Annotated in this window: 3 protein-coding genes; 1 reads left to right on the top strand and 2 read right to left on the bottom strand. The window is 61.6% G+C overall.

The features are described from left to right. Together ACU436_RS42265 and ACU436_RS42260 are read right to left on the bottom strand one after the other, a co-directional pair. The coding region (locus ACU436_RS42265; protein ID WP_459032813.1) for a hypothetical protein at positions 1 to 314 on the bottom strand (314 nt) is incomplete at its 3' end. Between the two features lie 2,148 nt (positions 315 to 2,462). Further along, complete coding sequence (locus ACU436_RS42260) at positions 2,463 to 2,789, bottom strand: helix-turn-helix domain-containing protein (protein WP_459032814.1); 327 nt, start codon at positions 2,787 to 2,789, stop codon at positions 2,463 to 2,465. An 816-nt stretch (positions 2,790 to 3,605) separates the two neighbouring features. Here ACU436_RS42260 and ACU436_RS42255 point away from each other — a divergent pair. Then, a partial coding sequence (locus ACU436_RS42255) for a hypothetical protein (protein ID WP_459032812.1) occupies positions 3,606 to 3,785 on the top strand: 180 nt, incomplete at its 3' end.

Below are 3,785 nucleotides of genomic sequence, written 5' to 3'. Positions count from 1 at the left end.
GCGGCGCTGGCGCCGCGGATGGCGTCGTGGCGCGTGCGCTCGCGCTCGACCGCGCGGAGCTCCTCGTCCTGTTCCGCCAGTGCCTCGTCGCTGTAGCGCGAAATCCAGGAGATCACCATCGAAAGCTCAGATCCCGACAACGTGATCGCCGTCGCATGCCCATCGCCAGACCATCCGAGATCGTCGATCAGACGTGTGAGGCAGTCGAATCTCCAACGCAACCGCCGCGCCTCGCGCCACCGCCCGCGCCCGAGGAGGAGCGCGACATCGCCGATGCCGACCAGCAAAGCGACCGCCGCTTCCCGCAATGCCACGCCTTCCGTGCCCGTGACGGCGACAACCGGCTGGGAGCCAGCGCAACCGCTGGCACGGCGTGCGCGCCAGCGAACGAGCACACGTGGGATACGCTTGGAGCGCATTGGGAGACTCACCTCTCTCAGTGCACGGGGCTCCGGAGGTGTGACCGCATCTCCGGACCCCACTAATAACAGGTCGAATCCCAAGCCTACGCGGTCCGGACACGCCGAACGTATCGGTTGTGTACCGAGACCTGGCGTGCGCGCGGGACGTCCTCGGTGCCATGCGACGAACTGTTCGATCTTCACCCGTGCGCCGGCGTCGCGTCCTGGCTCACCTACCACCCGTGCCGGAGTGTCGTCGCTTCCTCAACACGAGAATTGCCACGGAGCCGCGTCATCGATCCGACGGACAGAGCCTCGAAAATGGTCGCGAGCCCGAGTCGCCGCGTCAGCGACGAGTCCGAGTAGAGCCTCAGCACTAGCTTCTCGTAACCGGCGCACCGTCCTGCCTGGCTGCTAGCTAGTCCCGCTCTTCGTCCCGTTGAGCTTACGTGTCGACCCAGCGGCAGAGGCCGCTTCGATATGTCAACCCGACCTCCTGCCATCCCAGACATCCTCAGTACGCTTCGGGGCCGCTGATCACAGCGGCCCCGAAGCACCTCGCTACTCTACTTCCGTATCAAAGGTCGTTGTCATAGCTCGCATTGAATCTTGACTGATACGAAGAATGATTGTGAATACCAGGACTGAACGTACCTTGCTGGGTGTAAGGTCCTGACGTGACCCGCTGACCCGATCCGCCGCACTTGCTGTCCAGAAGAGTCGAATAGATATCAGGCAAGAGGTAAAGTTGAGAGCACGAGGCTGCCGTGCCCGTCGACTGAGTGTTGACATACTTCACATACACTCCACCGCCGCCTGATGGTATGTACACATTTGTGTTATAATAGTTAACCGATCCGCCGGCCCACAAGACCTGGTCGGTAAGCCAGCGCCGATGGCCAGCCGCGGCGGGTCCTGCCAAGACAGTGAGCAGCGCAAACGAAGCAATCGCGGCGACTGCAGACAACCTTTTGAGCATATAAGGTTCCTTATCTTAATTCATCTCCGGGTAAACCCGGGGACATCAACAATGTTATCCGACGCTGGACGCGAGGTCCCCAACTCCGCGGCGTAGACGTTATTGGAGACTCTGATGAAGCCCACCCTTCCGTCGGACAGAGGCACAACGACCTGATCGACATGATCAGGGGCGAGCCCAACCACAATTCGCGGCGCATTCGGATCGTATGACTCAAGGACGGGCGGTGACTGAGAACGCGTGCCAGCGCACGTCTGGCCCTGCCAGCCGTCGTTAGGCTGGACGACGAGGCAGACCCCGTCATCGCTTTGATAAGCAAACGCTTTCGCCCGCACCTCGCTAGGCAGGCGCAGTCGCACTGCTTGAACAGTGCCGTTGGGGGTTGGCACTCCCTCAGTGCGACGTGTCGCATCGAGCGCGGAATACCCAGAAAGCGTCAGCCAGGCCTGCGAGTCGATCGGGCCGGAGGTTAACGGCCCCACCTGCTCCACCTTGAGCGTCCCCAGAGCGTTACCGGCGTCAGCTTGGCCATCTCCGGCCGCTACCAAACTGGTAACGCCAACTCCGATGGCGATTGCGAGGAGCGAAGCGAGCATACCGCGCTGCTTAAACCCCATCATTTTGAAAGAGCGAAGATTAGGCATGGGTCCTTACTGGCGATACAATCGCCACTAGTGTCATGGTTTAGTAACTGAACTCGACGACGCGCAACTGCGCGCGTTCTCACAGCACGCAGCGCTTCAACGTCGTACAGCTTCGTGCGGGATGCGACGGCACCTATGACTAGGTTTTCGTCTTCGTATCATGCGTATCCCCATGTCGACAGAAGCCCCACTCAACATCAACGCAGCTAGCGCAGAAACGTGCCCGCTTCGCTATCGCGAACGCTTTTAGGCGTCATTGCTATCTACATCATCCAATCATAAGAGGCATTGGCAACGACTCGGGCGGCCACATAACAAAAACTGGCAGACCGTCAGGGCTATGACCTAGCTGTCCCCGCTGCGAGAGCACCGCTCGATGCGTATGTTCTGCCCATCACTACCGTCTGCCACCGACCCGACCGCCATCTTGAGATGGGCCTAGAGCTTTTCGCCAGCGTAGGTCGCTAAGAGCAAGGCGAGAGCATCCCGGTCGAGCTCCCTGTGACGCGAGAACGCGAGCCTATCGGCCACGGCCAGCCCTTTCGTGAGCCGATATACAGTTCCGATCTCGGGCGATCGAATCCTTCCTCCTTCAAGCCGGCTGACCGCCGGCGCTGCGAGACAGGTCAGTGCTGCCAGTTGTCCCTGTGTGAGGCCCCACGCTGTACGTAACCTCCGCAACGCCGCCCCAAGCTCTGCCGGATGGACCGCGAGGTTGACGACTGGCTGACTAGCGGCGACCCCATCGGGTACTTGTAGACGCATCGCGTCGTGCGGGCGTGCATAGACCCTTGCCAGCGCTGTCACGCTAATGCCAAGAGCAACGCTCCACTCAACTAGCGCGGCGATCCGAGGCGTTGTCGTTGCGGTTTCTCGGTAGGCAACGATGCGACTGTGCCGACCGAGCAGACGTGCTGCCGCGGCACGATCCAGGCCTCGCGCGGATCGCACACGCTTCATGTAGATGCCGAGCGCCCTTGAGCGCCCGACTGCCGTTGCTTCGGTCATGGCTTCACCCGACACCACGTCCCCGCGCACAAGCCCGAGCCATTGGAGCTCTCCTAGCAGTCTCGTTATTCCCCTGGGGCGAGCAGAAGGGGGCGAATCTACTACGCGAACGTCCGCTCGCTCATCTCTGACGGAACCGACGCTAGCACCGCCCCGCAACGTCGGCAACTGCGATCCGTATGGCCCACATCGAGCCTTGCTTTAACGTAACGGGCACGCCGGTCTGACAGACCGTATCGTCGAGCCGCATGTGCCATGGCCCGTCTACTCCTCAGAAGGAGGAGCGCCTTTAGACCACCGGGACATCTGCCGTGACCCGCTCCACAGTCGACGTCCAACACAATCGGCGCTCGTGTAATAGTCGGTGTGCACGCACCCTTCCAGCTTGATTACGTCGGCTCCGTATCGTAATTCTTCGCGGCATCCGATCTCCGTCCTTTCCGTTGAAGCTCGAGCCCGTTGGCGGCTTGTCTCACCTGTAGCTTCGGCAGGTCGCGAGGATTGTGTGCGACTGGCGGCACGCTTCGAGAAGCTGGCGCCCCTTCACCGCACCCTTTGCTAGCGTACGCTGCGATGAACGTGCCGATCATGCGCCTGTTCGGCGCGATCGTCGTGCTGTTCGTGATCCTGGTCGCGTGGACGTCGCGCTGGTCGGTCTTCGAGGCGCAGGCGCTGCGCGACAACTCGCTCGACAAGCGGCCGCTGTTCGCGGCGCTGAGAGTGAAGCGCGGCGCGATCCGCGCCGCCGACGGG

The sequence above is a fragment of the Pseudonocardia wallangbongensis genome (assembly GCF_054486945.1).
Note: the sequence above shows the minus strand (reverse complement) of the source record. Positions and strands in the feature narration are given on the sequence as shown.

Excerpts from the sequence above, each read along its gene's own strand:
- ACU436_RS42260 (WP_459032814.1), bottom strand. The coding sequence starts at position 2,789 with ATGCGTCTACAAGTACCCGATGGGGTCGCCGCTAGTCAGCCAGTCGTC.